The organism is Streptacidiphilus melanogenes (assembly GCF_000787835.1).
Classification (GTDB): domain Bacteria; phylum Actinomycetota; class Actinomycetes; order Streptomycetales; family Streptomycetaceae; genus Streptacidiphilus; species Streptacidiphilus melanogenes.
This window is the reverse complement of the sequence record NZ_BBPP01000003.1, coordinates 211,209-226,690: the sequence shown is the minus strand read 5'-3', so window position 1 is coordinate 226,690 and position 15,482 is coordinate 211,209. Positions and strand designations below refer to the sequence as shown.

At 71.4% G+C, this 15,482-nt stretch carries 14 protein-coding genes; 6 read left to right on the top strand and 8 right to left on the bottom strand.

Annotated elements, in window-relative coordinates; all coding sequences use genetic code 11:
• Window positions 1-26 precede the first annotated feature (26 nt).
• The 6 genes from TR49_RS04910 to TR49_RS04885 are packed head-to-tail and all read right to left on the bottom strand — an operon-like array spanning window position 27 to window position 4,696.
• Window positions 27-326, bottom strand: a complete 300-nt coding sequence (locus TR49_RS04910) for a hypothetical protein (RefSeq protein WP_042377492.1) — start codon at window positions 324-326, stop codon at window positions 27-29.
• Window positions 326-976, bottom strand: a complete 651-nt coding sequence (locus TR49_RS04905) for a vWA domain-containing protein (protein WP_042377490.1) — start codon at window positions 974-976, stop codon at window positions 326-328. The genes TR49_RS04910 and TR49_RS04905 overlap by 1 nt, the downstream gene beginning before the upstream one ends.
• Before the next feature lie 20 nt (window positions 977-996).
• Entirely contained in the window at window positions 997-2,253 is a 1,257-nt protein-coding gene (locus TR49_RS04900; protein ID WP_042377489.1) for a hypothetical protein, read from the bottom strand.
• Window positions 2,250-3,479, bottom strand: coding sequence for a protein phosphatase 2C domain-containing protein (locus TR49_RS04895; RefSeq protein WP_052434017.1), 1,230 nt, complete (start codon window positions 3,477-3,479; stop codon window positions 2,250-2,252). The genes TR49_RS04900 and TR49_RS04895 overlap by 4 nt, the downstream gene beginning before the upstream one ends.
• Window positions 3,476-3,892 carry a hypothetical protein gene (locus TR49_RS04890; RefSeq protein WP_042377488.1) on the bottom strand — a complete coding sequence of 139 codons (417 nt, stop codon included), beginning with the start codon at window positions 3,890-3,892 and terminating at the stop codon, window positions 3,476-3,478. Before TR49_RS04890 ends, TR49_RS04895 begins: the two co-directional genes overlap by 4 nt.
• Window positions 3,893-3,901: 9 nt before the next feature.
• Window positions 3,902-4,696 (bottom strand): hypothetical protein, encoded by a 795-nt coding sequence (locus TR49_RS04885; RefSeq protein ID WP_042377487.1) that lies wholly within the window; start codon window positions 4,694-4,696, stop codon window positions 3,902-3,904.
• Between the two features lie 175 nt (window positions 4,697-4,871).
• Here TR49_RS04885 and TR49_RS04880 point away from each other — a divergent pair, with 175 nt between their 5' ends.
• The 5 genes from TR49_RS04880 to TR49_RS04860 all read left to right on the top strand — a co-directional run bounded on the left by TR49_RS04880 (window position 4,872) and on the right by TR49_RS04860 (window position 9,780).
• Window positions 4,872-5,612 carry a Crp/Fnr family transcriptional regulator gene (locus TR49_RS04880; protein WP_042377484.1) on the top strand — a complete coding sequence of 247 codons (741 nt, stop codon included), beginning with the start codon at window positions 4,872-4,874 and terminating at the stop codon, window positions 5,610-5,612.
• A gap of 78 nt (window positions 5,613-5,690) precedes the next feature.
• Complete coding sequence (locus TR49_RS04875; protein ID WP_042377472.1) at window positions 5,691-8,075, top strand: ATP-binding protein; 2,385 nt, start codon at window positions 5,691-5,693, stop codon at window positions 8,073-8,075.
• A 40-nt stretch (window positions 8,076-8,115) separates the two neighbouring features.
• Window positions 8,116-8,355 carry a hypothetical protein gene (locus TR49_RS04870; RefSeq protein ID WP_042377470.1) on the top strand — a complete coding sequence of 80 codons (240 nt, stop codon included), beginning with the start codon at window positions 8,116-8,118 and terminating at the stop codon, window positions 8,353-8,355.
• Window positions 8,348-8,581, top strand: coding sequence for a hypothetical protein (locus tag TR49_RS04865; RefSeq protein WP_042377468.1), 234 nt, complete (start codon window positions 8,348-8,350; stop codon window positions 8,579-8,581). Before TR49_RS04870 ends, TR49_RS04865 begins: the two co-directional genes overlap by 8 nt.
• A gap of 56 nt (window positions 8,582-8,637) precedes the next feature.
• Window positions 8,638-9,780: a DUF4185 domain-containing protein gene (locus TR49_RS04860; RefSeq protein ID WP_042377466.1), complete on the top strand. Its 1,143-nt coding sequence runs from the start codon at window positions 8,638-8,640 to the stop codon at window positions 9,778-9,780.
• A 124-nt stretch (window positions 9,781-9,904) separates the two neighbouring features.
• Here TR49_RS04860 and TR49_RS04855 read toward each other — a convergent pair whose 3' ends face one another.
• Window positions 9,905-10,585 (bottom strand): FHA domain-containing protein, encoded by a 681-nt coding sequence (locus TR49_RS04855; protein ID WP_236653223.1) that lies wholly within the window; start codon window positions 10,583-10,585, stop codon window positions 9,905-9,907.
• 312 nt (window positions 10,586-10,897) lie between these two features.
• Here TR49_RS04855 and TR49_RS04850 point away from each other — a divergent pair, with 312 nt between their 5' ends.
• Window positions 10,898-12,580 carry a serine/threonine-protein kinase gene (locus tag TR49_RS04850; RefSeq protein ID WP_042377460.1) on the top strand — a complete coding sequence of 561 codons (1,683 nt, stop codon included), beginning with the start codon at window positions 10,898-10,900 and terminating at the stop codon, window positions 12,578-12,580.
• A 45-nt stretch (window positions 12,581-12,625) separates the two neighbouring features.
• Here TR49_RS04850 and TR49_RS04845 read toward each other — a convergent pair whose 3' ends face one another.
• Window positions 12,626-15,421: a helix-turn-helix transcriptional regulator gene (locus tag TR49_RS04845; protein WP_042377458.1), complete on the bottom strand. Its 2,796-nt coding sequence runs from the start codon at window positions 15,419-15,421 to the stop codon at window positions 12,626-12,628.
• Between the last annotated feature and the right edge of the window lie 61 nt (window positions 15,422-15,482).

Below are 15,482 nucleotides of genomic sequence, written 5' to 3'. Positions count from 1 at the left end.
CCCTTTGCTGTCTTCACTTGGTGTCTTCACCGCGCGATTTTCGGCGCACTGCCGTCGCGGTTCGGCAGTCGGACCTCGCCCGAGCAGACCATCGGTCCGTGACGTCCGGGCACGCAGACGGGCAGCGGCGCCACGGAGACGGTGGGGCTCGCGGGGACCGACTGCGGAGGCCCGCTCACCGAGGCGCCCTGGATACCGCCCATCGCCGCCACCACCGCGCCGCAGACGAGCAGCGCTGCGGCCAGCACGGTGAGTCCGCCGGAAGCACGCCGCGCTCTAAGAGCCGAGAATCCCGGGTCGGCGTCCGGGATGAGTCCGCGGGCCATCAGTCGATGTATTCCTGGGCGACCTGCACGTACTCGAAGCCCTTGACCTCGGTGGCGATCCGAATCTCGCCGGTGTTCGACGAGGCGATCAGAGAGTTGAGCAGACCGGAGATCGCCGAGCTCAGCGCCGACTCGGTGTCCGAACCGTCAGCGATGAACAGCGCCTTGGTCGCCACCTTCTCCAGCACCTCACGCTGGGCGCCGCCGAAGCCGTAGGCGATCACATGCGGGTGGCGCGACCAGTCCTTGTCGACCAGCCTGCGGAAGGATTCCTGCCACCGCGAGTCGGTCGGAGCGCCGTCGGTCAGGAAGAACACCGCCGGTCGCAGCACCTTGAGGTTCTGCATCCGCAGGTTCTTGACGTCCTCCGCGATGCAGTCCCGCAGCCGGTCGAAGGTCTTGCCGTACTCCGTGCCCCCGCCGCAGATCACCTCGGGCAGAGCCGGCACCTGCTCCATGTCGGACATCGGGATCACCACGTGCACGTCGGTGGAGAAGGCGATCACGCTGACCCGGGCGAACTCCGAGACGCGCGGGTTCGTCGCCAGGTTGTAGTGCAGGCGGGAGAGGGTGGCGTTGAGCACCGCCTCGTGCGGCTTCATCGACGAGGACGCGTCGATCACCACGTAGGTGGGCAAGCAGACGGACATGAGGCACCTCTGATCTGGATCTAGTGGTGGGAGGCGATCAGGGCGAAGAGCAGGATCACGGCGATGAGGCCCAGGAGCGCCCACCCGCCGTTCCCGCTGGTCGCAGGCTGCGGCTTCTTGGCTTTGGGCGCCGCAGACGCCTGGATCTGCTTGGTGAAAGCCGTTTCGGGCCTCCGCACGGCCCCGGCGGCGACTGTGACGGCGGTGGACTGCGGAGCGGTGGGAGGCTGCGGGATCGCGCGGGGCACCTTCGGCAGCTCGTCGCGCGTCGCGCGTGGCACGGTCCTGAGGTAGGGCCCGCCGTTCAGTGCCAGGTTCAGCTGACCCGCCGAGGGCCGCCGCTCGCGGTCGGTCGCGAGCAGCATGTCCAGCAGCACTTCCGCGGCAGCCGACTGGTTCGGCCAGGGTGACGCGGCGACGGTGTGGAAGGCGTGCGCGTCGCGCTGCCCGGTCAGGCACTTGGCGACCAGCAGTCCGATCCGGTACCGGTCGGTGTACGTGTCCGCGTCGGTGCCGGGCGGCGTGAGCCGGTCGTCCCAGTTCGGCTGGTGGACGTCAATCATCTTCTTCGGCTGGCAGCCGTCGACGTCGATCAGGTAGACGGAACGCCGGTCCGGGCTCCAGAAGGCGTTGGAGAACGACCAGTCGGAGTAGACCAGGCCCAACCCCTCCAGGATCGCGGCAAGTTCCGTCAGTCGACGACAGGCGGCCAGCCTGCCCTCGAACCCGGGCCTGGGCAGTCCGATCCGCTGGATCGACTCGTCGGACTTCGCCAGCCAGTCGATCTCCACGAAGCGGCGCTCGCTGAACGCGCCTCGGCGCAGCTCGTGCCGGTAGTGCTCGGGCGCCATCGGGATCACGCACCCGACGACCGGGTTGTCGGGCTCCTCGATCCGGGCTGCGGGCCAGCACGTCCCGGCGTACAGGGCCTCACGGTCCGCGTTGGACAGCGAGCTCGGGGCGGAGATCAGCTGGTCGAGCCGGCGGGCGTCCTCCACATGCTGGCCCTGGTGGTAGAGCTTGGCCAGCCACCCCGGATGGTCTGCCAGCGGCTTCACCGCGATGGCCTGTCCGTTGTGTTCGGAGATCGGCGCGGCGAGCGAGCCGAGCTCGCGAAGGCTCACCGACCGCGCCAACGGCCAACCCCGCGGATCGCCGCCAGAGCCGCCGGGACCGTGGTCGCCGCCGACGCTGCCGTGGCTGCCGTCGCGATCGTGGGCGGCGTGGCGATCGTCGCGATGGTCGCTGCGGACGACATCGGGCTCCGGCTCGGTCATGACCGGCCTCCGTTCCACACCACAACCGCGGTGCGGTCGTCCAGGCACTGGGGCGCGTCGAAGCCGACGTCGGCGGTGAACCGCGTGGCGGGGACCGGCGAGCGCCAGGCGTTCGCGAAGTACGCGTTGACGTTGCCCTCGTCGTCGGCCCACGCGTCGCCGATCCCGTCGGTGACCAGGGCGAGGGCGGCGCCGGGGGCCAGCCGGACGTAGTGACCCCGGGCCAGGTGCGGCGTGTCCGGAAGCCCGCCCGCGACCTCGTTCGAAACCACCACTGCCGCGCGGTCCTTGGCCTCCCCGGAGGAGAACAGCCACACCGGGTGCTGCGGGTGGAGCAGCCAGGCCGAACTGTCGCCCAGCCACCCGATCCAGGCCTCCGCGACGCCGTTCGCGTCCGGCTCCGCGATCACCGCGGTGATCAGCACGGTGGACACGTCCGAGGAGCCGACACCGCGTACGGCCGCCTGCCCGGCGACCGACTCCGCGATCTGCCCGTACAGCGCCTCGACGTCGAGTTTTTCGAAACCGACCGCGTCGATCTGCTCGCGCAGCAAGGTGACGGCCCGGCTGGAGGCCGTGGTGGATCCGATGTCGGACCAGGCCCCGCTGGACAGGCCGTCGGCTACGGCCACGATCGCGTACCGGCTGTCCCGGCTCCGACCGATCCGGTAGGCGTCCTGCCGTGGCTCGGCAGGCTGGGCGCAGCGGTGCCCCGGCCCGATGACGGACGCCGCACGGACGGTGAAGGCGCCGACCGTGGCCTCGTCGGCCGCGATCCCGTTCTGCACCGTGCGATCCGGCAGCTGCCACGGGTAGCCCTGGGCGCGGGCGCCCTCGCCGAAGCGGGGAACGCTGAGATCCGTCGGCCGCTCCCGCAGGAACGGCTTGGGCTTGGGGGCTTGGGCCTGCGACACCGCAGGCCCGTTGACGAAGCGGCAGACCGGTGCCGTCGCGTGCGACGGAGGCTGGGACGGGGTCTGGGGCTGCAGCCGTTGCGGCTGTTCGAGCCGTTCCCGCTGCCGGGCGAGCGTCTCGGCGGCCTCGGACCCCAGTACGGTCGACGCGCCGACGACGCCCACGGCCGCGAGCGCGAACATGTCCACCAGCAGCCCGTACTGCCGATGCGGCAGGTTGACCTCGACGAACGCCCCGGCGACGACGACCGCGAGCTCCGCTGCCCGCAGCCATCCGTTCATGAGGCCGGGCCGGCTGTCGTCCGCGTTCACGGTCGTTCCTCGGAGTGGTGGGACTTCGGTCCCGAGGCGAAGTGCTGACTACCGTGCTGCACGGCGAAAACCTCCCCTGAATGGGTGGCCGAATTGACCTGGACCGCGATGCCCGCCCGCTCCGGGTTTCGCAGCGCGGCGAGGGCCAGGACGTCCTGGGCGAGCGCCGGATTCTGTTCGAGCAGTTGGGACAGGGCCTCGGTCCAGTAGTCCAGGACCGTGGCGTCGACCGCTCCCCTCGTGGCGGTCGACGCACGGTCCAGCGCTACGGACAGTTCCCTGCGGTGGCTGCGGCGGGCATGCGCGATGACGCCGCTCATCAGGCCCTTGGCTTCGTCCCAGAGATCGGTGCCCATGGCGGCGACCAGTGCGGTGGCGCCGCTCGCGGCCAGCCCAGCGAGTTCCTCGTTCATCGGCCCGAATCAACTCCGCCTGTTGTCATGGATGTTCTGGACGCCGTTGCTGCCGACAGCAAAGACCGTGCTGCGTCCCTCGGCTCGGACGAGCTGCTCCACCGTCCCGGGCAGCGGCGCGGCGGCTCGCAATCCGGAGCCTGCGCCGGAACCCGCGCCGGAACCCGAACCCGCCTCCAGACCCGGATCGGTCTCCCGGCCGGCGTCGACGCGCGGCCCGACGGGGCTGCCCGGGTACCAGAGCCAGGCCGTGGCCGCGTACTCCTTGACCTGGACCGTGGCCTCGCTGAAGGCGTCCGCGTCGAGCCCCTCGTGGCCGTGCCCGACCGCGTCCTCGTGGAAGTGGTGCGACAGGATCGCGACCACCGGCGTACCGCTGGTGTCGGTCAGTGTCGCCTGCCGCAGTGCGTCCGAGTCGAGCAGTCGGGCCAGCGCCTCGAACGGAGCACCGGAGATGGTGCCCTCCGGGTCGACCCGGATCTCTCCCGCGTGCGCCGCGACCCGCACGCGCATCCGGACCTCCGGGGCGGCGTGCCGATTGTGCTCGCGGATCCGCGAGTTCAGCACCGGCAGCAACGGGACCAGCAGCCTGGCCTTGGTCAACCCCGCCGGAGCCACCAACTGGCAGCCGTCGCCGGTGTCGACGTACGCGAAGTCCCGCTCGTCCAGTTGCGCGCTGCCCAGGGCGCCGGACAGTGCCGAACGCAGCACGCTGCGGATCTCCTGCAGCCGCTGCTCGCCACGGCCCGCGGAACCCGCGATGTCGCACGCCAGCAGCGCTCGGTATTCGTACCTCGGATTCACAATCCCTCCGCGATGACGACGAGGGCCGGCAACTCGGAGCTCGAATTGCCGTGGGCACCGGTTCTCCGGTGTCGAGTACATGATTGGCCCGATCGTAGGGGAGGGGTCCCCGAGGAGAACGGCTACAAATACGGCTTGTCCGGCTTCGGCCGAACGACGAAGAGGGGTAAGGCCGATGAGCAACACACGGGTGCACCGGGCGGCGCCGTACTGGCCGCCCGCAGGGCTGCTCGGCCGGGTCGACGAGCGCGACCGCCAGGTCCTGCTGGGGCTCGGTCACGGCGTGGTCTACCCGGCCGGCCAGGTCACCATCCGGGAGGCGGACACCTCCGACTTCGCGCTGCTCCTGGTCGGCGGCACGGTGAAGGTCACCGCGCACGCGCAGGACGGCCGTGAGGCGCTGCTGGCCGTGCGGATGGCCGGGGACCTGGTCGGCGAACTCGCCGGGATCGACGGTCAGCCCCGCGTCGGCACCGTGACCGCCTGCGGCAAGGTGCTGGCCCGCTACATCCTGCGCTCCGAGCTGCTGGAGTGCACAAAGCAGCACCCGGCCATAGGACTTGCCCTGAGCGCCAGCGTGGTGGCCAAGCTCCGCACGGCAACCGGCCGAATTATCGACTTTGCCGGTTGCGACGTGCTCGGACGTCTGGCCAGGATCCTGCACCACCTGGCCGTCATCTACGGCCGACCCGGCCGCAGAGAAGCCCGACTCCCGCTCTCACAGCCAGAGATGGCCACCCTGGTCGGCGCGGCCGAGTCCTCGGTCCACAAGGCCCTGCGGGCCCTGCGGGAGTCGGGCGCGGTGGCGACCGGCTACCGCAGGATCACGATCCTCGACCTGGACCTCCTCGCCCGCATCGCCGCCGATGCCGGGCCCGGCGGCCCGCCGGAAACGAATCTCTCCAAACACGTATAAACGTCGGGTCTGCACCTCGGTCGCGCTGCCAGCCTGACCGGGCGCCGGAACCCGGGCGTGGAAGAACGGGGGAAGCAGATGCCACAGAACACGGAAGCCCGAGAGGACAACGACGCTCCGGACGCGACCGCCACCACTCAGGTCGGCGACGTCACGGGAACGGTGATCGTCGGCAACCAGAACACCCTGATCACCGTCGCGTCCGGTGCGACGGTCACCTTGCGCAAGGAGCCACTGCCGAAGCCGGTCAAGCGCCAGCCGATCTCCCAGCTCCCGCGGTCTGTCGCCACGCCGCTGATCGGCCGCGAACGGGATGTCCGGGTCCTGCAGACAGCGATCCGGACACGACAGTTGGTGCAGCTCTGGGGCCTGCCCGGGGTCGGCAAGAGCACCCTGCTGCGGCACCTCGCGCGGACGATGCCGCGCGGCTCGGACGGTGTGGCCTACATCGAGGCCGGTGGCCGCACCACGGATGACCTCGCACAGGCGATCTTCGACATCAGCTTCGACGCGCCGAACTACAAGCCGTCACTGGAGGTGCTGAAGGAACACCTCAAGACCCTGCGGCTGTGCGTCTACCTGGACGACGCGGGTCTCGACGAGAAGGACCTGCGCCGACTGTTCGACATGGCCGAGCTGTCCACGTTCGTCTTCACCTCGCAGCAGCCGTCCGCAGTCGCCGATGTGCACGCGATCCAGCTCAAGGGGCTGGCGCCCGCGTCGGGGGCGAGCCTCGTGAGGGCGCTGCTGGGCCGCAAGTTGGAGACCGACGACGTGCGGATCGCGGAAGCGCTGTCCGTCGCGGTGCACGGCAACCCGCTCGAACTACGGCGCATCGCCCTGTCGGCGTCGACGGGTCGGCGTCTGCCGAGCACCACCGAACTCCCCGGACTACTTCCCGCACTGGTGAAGCAGCTCCGACCGGAAGAGCGCGACCTGCTGCACCTGCTCGGTTCGCTCGAAGGTGCCGAGTTGGCCGTGCGGCACCTGAACGACCTGCTCGGCCGCTCGGACGCCGCCGCGGTCGCGAGCGGCCTGGTGCGACACGGTCTGTTGCTCGCCTCGGAAACCGGCTACAGCTGTCCGGCGGACGTCGCCGGCTGTGTGCTCACCATCCGGAAGACGGAGTTTCCCGCCGACCAGCTCTGCCGGACGCTCACCGCGTGGGTCGAGGCACGGGACACCTCCCCGGACGACGTCGCGGCGCAATTCCAGGCACTGGACGTCGCGATACGGCGCGCCGAGCGGCTCGGCAAGCCCGGCCTCGGGGTCGCACTGGCCCGCGCCGCCTCGCCGAAGCTGGCGCTCTCCCGCCAGTTCGATGCCTGGGGCAGTCTGCTCGGATCCGGCTGGGCCGTGGCGCAGCAGGTGGGCGACCAGGGCGCTGAACAGTTCTTCCTGAGCGAGGCCCGCGCGCGTCGCAAGGCGATCGGCCGTGCCGCGCAGACCACGGCCCTGGTGCTGGAGGCGGAGGTCCTGTTCCGCGAGCTCACCTCCCTGCACGCACACGCGCTTGCCGCCCCGCACCTCTCCACGGCCGCAGCCACCCTCACCCCGCCGCCGATCCACCTTCTGCCCGCACCACACGTCGTGGCCAACCCCCTGACCTTCACGGCGCCGCCCACCACCCCGCCGCCCGTGCAGGTGACCCCGCCGGTGCACGTGGCAAGGCCGGTCTTCGACCTCACCAAGACCGCGACCCAGCAGCCGTCCGCTGCCGCCCACGCGACCGGCACGCACGCCGCGGCCGTGCACGTACCCAAGAAGATCGACCTCTCCAAGCCACACGCATCGCACACCGGCCACGCCTCGCACAGCTCGCACACCTCGCATGCCGCCCACGCGCCGCACACGCCCCACACGCCCCACACCGGCCACGCCGCGCACGCGACCCACCACGCGACGCACCACGCGACCCACCACGCGGCTCACGCCGCCGCCCACGCTTCCCACGCCGCCGCGAGCGCGGGCGGCCACAGCGCAGTCGCCACCGGCGTGGCCGCGACCGGCAAGGCGGGAGGCATGTCGGCGCTCGCCCTCACCTGCACCATCGGCGCCGTGGCCGTCGTGGGCGTGGGCGCCACGATCTACGCGACCAACCAGTCCTCCGTCGATCCCGCCTGCACGGCCATGGCCTCCATGTGGTCGTCTGAGGTCAGCCAGTACAACTCCGACTTCACCACCTTCCAGAGTGCGTCCGACAGCAGCACGCAGAGCTCCGCCGCCCAGAGCGAAATCAACGACCTGCAAGCGATCGCGTCCACGGTCCGGCAGGCCCAGTACCAGGCCAAATCCAGCTCCGTGCAGTCGGACCTCAACACCATCCTGACGCTTGATCAGCAACTGGCACAGCAGTTCCAGACGTTCGCGAACGGCGCGCAGAACAGCACGTTCGACGACAGGGGCCAGGTCGACTCCCTCAACTCGGCCGTCCAGAGCCTCCAGAGCGCCTGCGGCTCCTGATCCGCCCCGAGACCGACACCGATGACGACGAAAGGCCACCATGTCCGCAAAGCCCGAGCGCCAGAGCGTCCGCATCGGAGACGTCTCCGGCACCGCGATCGTCGGCGACAACAACCGCGTCACGACCACGAAGCACGAACCGGACCAGCCCCGGCCCCAACTCCGCCAGGAGAACTCCGCGGAGGGGCACGCCACGGTCTTCGCCGTCGAGCACGGCGTCATGCACGTCACGCAGACCACCGCCGCCACGCCTGCAACAGGAGGCGAAGAAGATGACTGACAGCTACCGGCACCGCTGCGGCGAGTGTGGACACCGCACCGCCTGGGGCAGCCAGTCGCGGGGCGAGCAGGCCATCGCGGCCCACTATGCCGCGCGGCACCCCCACGTGGTCCCCGGCGGCATGGTCGAGTTCCGCCAGGGCTCGTCCGGGTGCGGCTCCGGATGCCTGATCGCCGTGGGCGTCCTGGTGCTGTTCCTGGTGATCGCCGCCGCCACCCAGCACTAAGCCACGCCGAAATCACCAGAACCCCAAGCACCCCAACTCATTTGGAGGCCCGATCCATGTCCCGTCCGCTGCGGCCCAACCGGCGGTCCGTCCTCAAGGCCGGCATGGGCCTCGCCCTCGCCGGCGCCGGTGCCTACGCCACCGGGCTGTCCGCCGCCACGCCGGCCGCCGCCGCGCAGAGCGGCACCCCGCTGTGCGACAACCCCGGTGACTCCGCGAGCGCGGTGGGTCTGGGCTCCGGCGACCTCGGCATTCCGTACTTCCGGGAGCACGACGGGAGTTGGGGATATGTCTTCGGCGACTCGTGGCGGGGCATGCAGCAGGGTGTCCCTTACCTCGGCTCACCGGTGATGCTGAACCAGGCGAGCTTCGACTCCTCCGGCGCAACCCCGATCTCCTTCACCTGGGCGGAGCCGAACGGCACGGCCGCCCAGCTGTTCGACTACAACCACAACGCGGACAACGGGTTCGGCTTCGAGGTCAGCCGCATCCCCAACGACTGCATCGAGTTCGGCGGCCGGACCTACATCCAGTACACGTCCGTCGCCACGTGGTCCCCGCCCGCCGGGTATGACGGCTCGCTGATGTCGGGCGTCGCCTACTCCGACGACTACGGCGCGACCTGGACCGACTTCCCCTACCACTGGGACGGCGACACCCGCGGGGTGAACCAGTCCCTGTACGGCATGTGGTCGTTCGCGGGCATCGACCCCGACGGCTGGCTGTACATCTTCTCCAAGCGCTGGAACGGCACCCACCACAACACCGCCGACGCCGGAGCGATCCAGCTCTTACGCATCCAGCCGACCGACTTCCACGACGGCAACTTCGGGGCCCAGCAGAACTGGGCCTACCTCAACGGCTCCTGGCAGTGGACCACGGCGGCTCCGCCGTCGGTCATCCTCTCCGGCAACAACACCGGCGAGTTCTCGGTGAAGCTGATCGGCGGAGCTTACTGCATGAGCTACTTCGACGTGGTTCTCGGCACCATCTTCACGCGGACCGCGTCCCGCCCTGACGCCGTCTGGAGCAACCCGAACCCGCAGGTCACCGCCCTGACCGTGCCCAACCTCTACGGCGGCTACATCCACCCTGGCAGTGCCGGTGCGAACTCGCTGACCCTCATCGTGTCCCAGTGGGACGGCACCGTAAGCCAGCCACCCTACTGGGTCCGGCAGTTCGACGGGATCAACCCCTGACGTGCCGAACCTGACCATGACCACCCTGACATGACAACAGGGCCCCTGGCAGCTCGAAGGGCGGGTATGCCCGACAAGCCGCCAGAGGGCCCTGCTGCCGTCCGGCATCCCGACGGCCGCTCAGTCAGTCCTGCTCGGCCAGCAGCTCCAGGTCCTGCGCGCTGAGCGTCGCCGTCTTCAGCAGCTCCCTGATCAGGTTGACGCTGAGCGTCGCGCCGACCGGCTCGCCGACCTCGTCGCGCAGCAGGCCCCGCACGCCCCGGCGGTGCAGCCGCTCGCGCACGTCCTCGACCGTGTTCGCGACCGACTTGTGCGTCCAGGACTTGGTCACGTACGGCGAGGCGTTGACCAGCCGCGCGGTGTCCTCCCACGGGAGCGGGAGCGGGAACGCGTCGTGGCCCTCCAGGTAGCGCCTGGAGAGCGCGGTGAGCACGAGCCGCTCCTGCGGGGAGAGTTCGTAGACCGTCTCGGGGTCCACGGTCTCCGCGCTGCTCGTGGAGCGGGGGTGCCGGTCGTCCTCGTCCACCAGACGGACCTCCACCAGATGGGAGCGCTGCTTGGACGAGTTGATCACCAGCGGGGTGTACCCGGCCTGGAGGATGCGCTTGTGCCCGGTGAGCATCAGCACGCCGTCGGGCAGTTCGATCGGGAGGTTTCCGGTGTTGACCAACCACCAGTCGCTGTCCGCGCCCGTGCAGGTGAAGACGCCGTGCCGACGGCTGACCGTCGGGTCGTCGACGCCGACCGGCACGTGCACGTCCTCGCGGTCGCGCCCGAACAGCAACGTGTACCGGCGCGGCGGCACTGCATACCCGCCCTCCGGACCCAAAACGAAGATCGTTCCCGGCGGCGCCGACGGCACTCGGTCGGCGGGACTGCCGGGTGGCAGCATCTGGGGTGGAAAGGTTCCTGACGCCATGTCACTTCCTCCGGTTCGGCTCGCGCCAGTGTACGAACGCACCGTGGGGACCGGTCCTCACACAGGATGCGAAGCACTGGTGTCAGACCTGTGCGAAGTCCCCCACACGCCGACGTCAGGGCTGTCAACGCGCCATGTTGGCAGTGAACTTGCTGATAGCCTGCCCGCCGTGGGCGCAAGCAGCCGGGGGACCCGCTGATGTTGGACAGCACGATCGCCGATCCGCTCGGTCCGGACGACCCGCGGGAGATCGGCAGCTTCACCGTCATAGGCGTGCTCGGCACCGGCGGCATGGGCGAGGTCTACCTCGGCGTGTCGGACCGGGGCCACGCCGCCGTCAAACGCGTCAGGGCGCGACTGGTCACGAGCGAACGCTTCGAGCGCGAGGTCGGCATCCTCTACCGGGTTCCAGTCGGGGTCGGGCCGCGGGTGCTGGCGAGCGACGGCACCGCGGAACGCCCCTGGTTCGCCACCGAGTACGTGCCCGGACTCACCGTCGACGAAGCCGTCAGGCTGCGCGGCCCACTGCCCGCCGAGGCGCTCTGGCTGCTGCTGGCCGAGGCGGCCGCGCAACTGCACGCCGTGCACGAGTCCGGCATCGTGCACCGCGACGTGAAGCCCGGCAACGTAATGCTGGTCCGCGATGGCGTGAAGCTGATCGACTTCGGCATCGCGCGCGCCGCCGACCAGGCAAGGCTCACCAAGAGCGGCGGCAGCTACGGAACCCAGGGCTTCTCGGCGCCAGAACAGCAGTCCGGGGACGACACCGTGGGCGCGCCCGCGGACGTCTACGGCCTCGGGGCACTCCTGCTCTACGCGGCCTCGGGTCGCACACCCGGCGTCCTCCCGGACGTCGAGCCGCTGCGCGCCGTGGACGCCGACCTCGCCGCCCTCGTCGCGTCCTGTCTCGTCGCCAACCCCCAAGCCCGCAGCACTGCGCACGAGTTGGCCGAGGCCGCCCGGGAGCACCTGTCGGATCCGTCCCCCTCCTGGCCGTCCGAGGTCACGGCACGCATCGCCGTGCGACGGGACTTCGCCGCAACTCCGGTCAGCAAGATGGACACCGTCCCGCCGCCGGACCAGGACCCGGAACCGGATCCGGAACCCACCACCGTCCGCCTGCCACGCCGCCGCACCCGCATGATTCTTGTGCCGACCGCCGTCCTGGTCGCCCTGGCCGCCGTCGCCGCCTTCGTGGTCTTCGCACCCACGGCTCCACAGAACGGCAACGCGCGGTCGTCCGGCGGCGCGACGGACGCCCTCCAACCCGTCGGCCGGACCACGCAGTCGTCCTCCGCGAGCCCGAGCCGCAGCGCTTCCTCCCCCGCGAGGTCCGCCTCCGCATCGCCAGGACTCCCGACTGTCCCGGCGGGCCCCAACAACGGCACAGGTGTCACCGGCGGCACGGGTGGCGTCACCGGCGGCGTGACCACCCCACCGGGCGTGCCCGGCTCGACGTCGAACCCCGGCCCTGGCCCGGGCCCGACCAGCGCTCCGCCCGTGCCCGGCCCCAGCCCCACCGCGTCGTCCATCAGCGGCATCAACGGCGGCGACGACACCACACAGGTCCGCGGCTCCGAGGCGGACACCGACTGGTACGCCAACGACGCCGCCTGCTCCGCCTGGCTGGACAGCGACGGCTCAGGCGACCTCGCAGGCGTGGTCAACACCTCCATGGGCGACAGCTGCCAGGCCGTGCTCTACCGCAGCCCCGGCGGCACAGCGTTCAGCTTCGCGGCCTCCTTCGGCGCCGCGAAGACGAACTTCCTCCCGGACGCCGGCCACGCGATGTGGATCTGCGTCTGGAAGATCGGCGCCCAGTCCGACGAGAAGTGCTCGCCCCGCTTCGGCATGAACGGCAACACCCCGGTCATGCAGTGACCTCACGCCGCCGCCATCAGGAGAGCCGCTAACAGGAGAGTTGTCCTAGGTTCCGCGGGGCTCGCTGGGCGTCGGGCCGCCGCCCCCGGTCAGCATGGTCCGCGTCAGGCTGGCGCGGTTCGCGATGCCCAGCTTGCGGTAGACCTGCCCGAGATGGGTCTCGACGGTCCGGACGCTCAGGACCAGGCGCTGGGCTATCTGACTGTTGGTCAACCCCGTGCTGACCAGGTCCGCGATCTGCCGTTCGCGTGCGGTGAGCTGCGCCGCGGGCGCCTCGGGAGCGCGCACCGGCGCGGCCGCTCCGGCAAGCCGGCGGCGGTGACGGGCGACATCGTCGGCCAGGCGGCCCGAGCCGCACTGCTCGGCCAGGTAGGCGGCCCGGTCCAACCAGTCCGCCACGCCCGCGAGACGCCCGGCGTCGAGGGACAGGGCAGCCGCCGCAAGAAGCGTCCGGCACAGCTCGATCCGCTCGCCGCTGCCCGTGAAGTCCGCCATCGCCTCCTCGGCGCTGCGCAGGGCCGCGTCGACGGCGCCCTGCGCCGCGTGGGCGCGCATCCGGGCCCGGAGGGCGAACCCGTGGCGTCCGGCGGACGGGAGCTCCTCGTGGCACCGTTCGGCGAGTCGCGCCCAGTGCTCGACCGAGGCCGGATCGCCGGTCGCGTGCGCCGCCTCGGCGAGGGTGTCGCACCAGCGGGGCTTGCGCCACACGGTGAGTCGGGGCAGGTCCTCCTCACCGCCCACGGCGTCCAGCAGGAGCCAACGGGCCCGCGCCGGGTCGCCGTTGTGCAGCACCAGCTCGGCGTGGAAGCAGCGGACCGAGACGGCCCAGGCGGCCGGGGACCCGGACGCGATCGCCAGGGCGCGGCCGGCGGCGGCCTCGACCTCCGCGGCACCGCTCCGCGGTCCGGAGCCGGCCGATTCGGAGCCGCCCGAGCCGGAGTCGCCGAGCCAGTGGAGGATCTCGGCCCGGAGCATGTTCGCGATGGCCTGCGCCGAGGGTTCCGTCCCCCCACCCCCGCGTCTGCCGCTCTCGTCGAGGGTGGCCAGTGCGCCGCGCAGGTTCCCCGAACGCGCCTGGGCGTTCGCCAGCACGGTGAGGACGGAGTGCTCGACGTGCTTCTGCCCGGTCCGCCGGGAGAGCTCCGCAGCCCGCGCCAGGTGGCGCTGCGACGCGTCGAGCCGTCCCAGCACCCCTTCGGTGAGGCCCACTTGGAGGACCGCGTCCAGATTGGTCAGCAGGGCGCCGTCCGGCGACGCGTCGATGAGCTCGGCCGCCGCCGTGGCTCTGGCCTGCGCGGTGTCCTGGTCGCGGGTGTACAGGCTCGCGAGTGCGGCCTGGCCCATTGCCTGGGCCTCGCCGACTCGGTCGAGGTGGCGGCGTGCGATCGCCGCCGCGGTCTCGGCGTGGTCCCGGGACATGTCGAAGTCCTGCAGGTCGTAGGCGTAGTCGGCCAGTTCGATGTGCAGGGCCGCGGCGGTCGCGGAGTCCCGGTCCGCGAGGGCCGCGAGTCCCGAACGGGCAAGTGCCCCGGCTTCGCTGAAGCGGCCGAGACGTCGTTCGGCGCGACTCGACTCCGGCAGCACCGTCGCCTCGGCCGGCGCTCCGGCGACGGTGGCCCGGAGGGAGTCCAGCAGGGCGCGGCTCTCGGACGCGTCGCCCGCCAGCAGCTGGGCCCGGGCGAGCAGCACGTGCGCCTCGTGCCAGTGGTCCTGGCCCTCCCGGAGCAGCGGCAGGGCCGCCCGCAGGAACCCGACCGCCTCGGCGGGGGCGCTGTAGAGCACGTCGCGAGCGGCGGTCATCAGGACGGTGACGTGCTCGGGCTGCTCCGGGTCGGCCGCGCGGACGACGTGGCGGGCACGGGTGGCGTAGGCGGCCGTCCGTTCGGCCAGGGCGGACTCGGCCCGCCGGTGCAGGGCGTGGCGCCGACCGGGCTCGACCTGCTGGTAGAGGATCTCCCCGAGCGCCGGGTGGCGCAGCTCCAGTAGCGCGGCGGGTTCGCAGGGGCGCAGCAGGTCGAGGGCGGCGAGGCGGTCGAGCGCCCGGCCGGTCGCGGTGCCGTCCAGTTCCGCGACCTCGGCCACCAGCTCCGGCCGGAACGGCTCGCCGAGGACCGCCGCGGCCTGCAGCACGACGAGCGCGTCCGCGTCGAGGCCCGCCAACTCCCCGAGCACGGCCGTGCCCGCCTGGGCGCGGACCTCCTCGGCTCCGCTGAGCGCCTTCAGGTACAGCGGATTGCCCATCGCCTCGCGCACGACCTCGTCGGCGCGCGGGTGCTCGCCCAGCAGCTCCTTGGCCCGCTCCGCAGCGAGCGGCGGCAGGGTCCACACGTCCAGCACCCCGGCCGACGCCGCGTGCGCGAGGACCTCGGCCAGCGCGGGGGAAACCTGGCGCTGCCGGTAGGCCAGGAGACAGAGCACCGGACCCGTGCCTGCGACCTCGAGGAGGTGGTCGACGGCGGGGAGTTCGTCGTCGGGGACCCGATGCAGGTCGTCCAGCGCGGCCAGCAGCGGCGTCCCTTCAGCCGCCCGTGCCGCGAGCTCCGCCACGCCCGGCAGCCGCCGCACGCCCGCCGTCGAACTCCGGCCCGCCCCCCGCCCCCGGACCGCGCACACCGCCATACCGGCGGCCCGGGCACGGCCGACGACCTCCGACAACAACGCGCTCTTGCCGATCCCCGGCTCCCCGACCACGCCGACCGCGCGCCCTCCGGCCCCACCCTCCAGGCCGGTCACCGCAGCCACCAGCGCCTGAACCTCCGTGTCGCGCCCGATCAGTGAAGCCGCACCACCGGCCGCCCCGCGAGGCCGAAACCGACCGATGTCCTGCAGCTTGTCCGTCATGTACGGCACATTACTGACCTTTTGGAGAAAGCGTCGCTGTCGGTTCCCGGCGCTAGCGTGT

What these genes read in the sequence shown, in the direction of transcription:
- TR49_RS04875 (WP_042377472.1), top strand. Translation starts at nt 5,691, where the DNA reads ATGCCACAGAACACGGAAGCCCGAGAGGACAACGACGCTCCGGACGCG.
- TR49_RS04845 (WP_042377458.1), bottom strand. Translation starts at nt 15,421, where the DNA reads ATGACGGACAAGCTGCAGGACATCGGTCGGTTTCGGCCTCGCGGGGCG.
- TR49_RS04860 (WP_042377466.1), top strand. Translation starts at nt 8,638, where the DNA reads ATGTCCCGTCCGCTGCGGCCCAACCGGCGGTCCGTCCTCAAGGCCGGC.
- TR49_RS04865 (WP_042377468.1), top strand. Translation starts at nt 8,348, where the DNA reads ATGACTGACAGCTACCGGCACCGCTGCGGCGAGTGTGGACACCGCACC.
- TR49_RS04905 (WP_042377490.1), bottom strand. Translation starts at nt 976, where the DNA reads ATGTCCGTCTGCTTGCCCACCTACGTGGTGATCGACGCGTCCTCGTCG.
- TR49_RS04910 (WP_042377492.1), bottom strand. Translation starts at nt 326, where the DNA reads ATGGCCCGCGGACTCATCCCGGACGCCGACCCGGGATTCTCGGCTCTT.
- TR49_RS04890 (WP_042377488.1), bottom strand. Translation starts at nt 3,892, where the DNA reads ATGAACGAGGAACTCGCTGGGCTGGCCGCGAGCGGCGCCACCGCACTG.
- TR49_RS04870 (WP_042377470.1), top strand. Translation starts at nt 8,116, where the DNA reads ATGTCCGCAAAGCCCGAGCGCCAGAGCGTCCGCATCGGAGACGTCTCC.
- TR49_RS04850 (WP_042377460.1), top strand. Translation starts at nt 10,898, where the DNA reads ATGTTGGACAGCACGATCGCCGATCCGCTCGGTCCGGACGACCCGCGG.
- TR49_RS04880 (WP_042377484.1), top strand. Translation starts at nt 4,872, where the DNA reads ATGAGCAACACACGGGTGCACCGGGCGGCGCCGTACTGGCCGCCCGCA.
- TR49_RS04900 (WP_042377489.1), bottom strand. Translation starts at nt 2,253, where the DNA reads ATGACCGAGCCGGAGCCCGATGTCGTCCGCAGCGACCATCGCGACGAT.